This window comes from Acinetobacter sp. UBA3025, from assembly GCF_002367915.1.
In the GTDB taxonomy this organism is placed as follows: Bacteria; Pseudomonadota; Gammaproteobacteria; order Pseudomonadales; family Moraxellaceae; genus Acinetobacter.
Window position 1 is genome coordinate 1 of sequence record NZ_DFDO01000221.1, and the last position, 2,702, is coordinate 2,702.

Annotated in this window: 2 protein-coding genes; one reads left to right on the top strand and one right to left on the bottom strand. The window is 43.0% G+C overall.

Annotation, left to right across the window (positions count from 1 at the left end):
- The coding region (locus B4J23_RS09285; protein ID WP_291360179.1) for a ribonuclease E/G at nucleotides 1-556 on the bottom strand (556 nt) is incomplete at its 3' end.
- A gap of 769 nt (nucleotides 557-1,325) precedes the next feature.
- Between B4J23_RS09285 and B4J23_RS09290 the strand changes: the two genes are divergently transcribed.
- Nucleotides 1,326-2,294, top strand: coding sequence for an RluA family pseudouridine synthase (locus B4J23_RS09290; RefSeq protein ID WP_004781807.1), 969 nt, complete (start codon nucleotides 1,326-1,328; stop codon nucleotides 2,292-2,294).
- Nucleotides 2,295-2,702 lie beyond the last annotated feature (408 nt).

Sequence of the window (2,702 nt, forward strand, 5' to 3'; positions counted from 1 at the left end):
GCAAATGTTGCAGATCAAGCTGTAATTCTTCTTGAGAACGACCAATGCCTGCTGTACGCACAATCACGCTCATACCACGTGGCACATTTAAAGAGGCCAGCATTTCTTTCAGTTCTTCACGCACAGAACCGGAAATCTGACGGCTGATACCGCCACCTTTCGGGTTGTTTGGCATCAGAACCAGATAACGACCAGCTAAGGAAATGAAAGTTGAAAGGGCAGCGCCTTTATTGCCGCGCTCTTCTTTTTCCACCTGAACCAGAAGTTCAGTGCCTTCAGTAATCAGTTCACGGATATTTGAAGTTTGGCGAGGATCGGCTTTGTAGTAAGAGTTTGCGATTTCACGCATAGACAGGAAGCCTTGGCGACCTGCGCCGTATTCAACGAATACAGCTTCTAAAGAAGGTTCAACGCGAGTCACGTGACCTTTATAGATATTAGATTTTTTTTGTTCACGGGTACGATTCTCTAAATCGAAATCGTAAAGACGCTGACCAGTGACAAGTGCAACGCGAATTTCTTCGGCATGTGTTGCATTAATCAACATACGTTTCATGGGTGTAACACCTTATAGTGATACACAGCAAAAAATCGCTATTCACGTAGCGAACATCACACATCACGGATCAATGGCTCAGATCTCCAATGAGTTTCATTGTGGTCTGAGTCTTTTATTCCCGGCGTCTACTTGAATATAGATCAGCTTCGGTATTTTGATTCACGTATTGATGATGGCAATACGGCTTCAATCTTTAAACGATTAAAGTCACCTGAACGTTTCACTGGCGGACAAGCGGTGCATTAGATGTGAGTAACTTTCACTGTCACATTGCTCGAAGATCATCCCTTCTTTATAGAAAGTGTCTTGATACGGAATTGTCGTCGTATCTTTACAAACTGTGCAGATCCAATGCATCAAACGCTGTAGCCTGAAGTCGTCTTCAGGGTGCGACTAATCTGATGTGTATCAGTTTACGTTTAAAAACCAACTAGGTTGGCGACATATTTTTTCAGACAAACTGATTTATGTACCTGAGGTACAATTAAACGCAACAGTTTGCTTTGTTTGCCGATATAATAAGCCTTCGGCGTCGGCATAATTCTTTTGGGACCTTCCCGTATCATGTGAGTCTTTAGTTGAATAATCAAGTTCAGAGAAATCTGAAATGCTTCAACTTTTACTCACAAACGATGGTTTCCGTGCGCTGACTATATCAAACCTTGCATCATCTGCCTATGGGCTAAGCTTATGTTTCTTGTGTAAAGCATAACCTAAGTGATCAGTTTTTAATCAATTTTAGTAATTTTTGGGTCATAGTAACTGTATGAATTCTACACAACAATGGCAAAGCGTCACTTGGTTTGAAGTGGATGAACATCAAGATGGACAGCGAATCGATAATTTCTTGTTCAGTCGTCTGAAAGGGGTGCCTAAAAGTCGGATTTATCGTCTGATTCGTGAAGGACAGGTTCGCGTCAATAAAAAACGCATTAAGGCCGAAACCAAACTGGCGATTGGCGACCAGATTCGTGTGGCACCTATTCGTTATGAACAAAAAGATGAATCAGAAGCGCCGATTTCGGACAAGGTGGCTCAAGGTCTTCTGTCACGTGTGGTATATGAAGATGAAGGCTTGATGGTTGTCAATAAACCATCGGGTATTGCTGTGCATGGCGGTAGCGGTGTGGCGTATGGCCTGATTGAAGGCCTACGTGCTGCAACAGGTAAAAAATACCTGGAATTGATTCACCGTATTGACCGTGACACATCGGGTCTGGTGATGATCTCGAAAAAGCGCAGTACCTTAAAAACGCTACAAGATTTATTACGTGAACATAAGATTAAAAAAACTTATGCCGCTGTCGTGAAAGGGCAGGTAACGCTAGATAAGCAACTCATCGATGCACCTTTGCATCGTTATGAACTTTCTAATGGTGAGCGCCGTGTCCGTGTCTCTAAAGAAGGCAAAGAGTCTAAAACCCAGTGGAATGTGGCAGAGCGTTTTATGCATGCGACACTGGTGTATGCTTCTCCATTGTCTGGTCGTACCCATCAGATTCGTGTACATGGTCTCAGCATTGGTCATCCGTTAGTGGGTGATGAGAAATATGGTCACGAGACTGAATATCGTGGGCCAAAGCCACGCCGTTTATGTCTGCATGCGATGCGCTTAGAAATTCCAGGCTATCCGACGATTGAAGCGCCTTTGCCTGAAGATATGCAGAGTCTTGTAGCTCAGCTTCGTGCGCAAAAGGCGGATAAGGTGGTAATACCTACGGAAGATGACGAGTAATTTTTAGCTTTTAAGTTAATCCTCTCCCTGAGTAGCATTGCTACGCAAGTCTCCTTTCTTGCACATCGTTTAAAGCAGTGCTTTAAACTCGTTCAGGAGAGGGAACGTTATTTAAATAACTTTATTCATGAGTTAGGTGTAGTAAATTTTATTGCTAATTAGGTTTACTCCTTCATTTATTTAGTAATGAATCTCCCTCTCCTTTTAGGAGAGGGCTGAGGTGAGGTAAAAGTAAAGCACAGCCGAGTTTTGTAGTTATAAATTCAAATTTTATCGCGTAGGCAGTGTTTTACTTTTGACGGGGGCAAAAGTAACAAAACCCCTTCTGTTGATCTGATGGCATGTCCCTATGCCACAGATCAACGGCGACATCCATGTCGCCATTGGATAGCCAATAGCTGTTGTGAT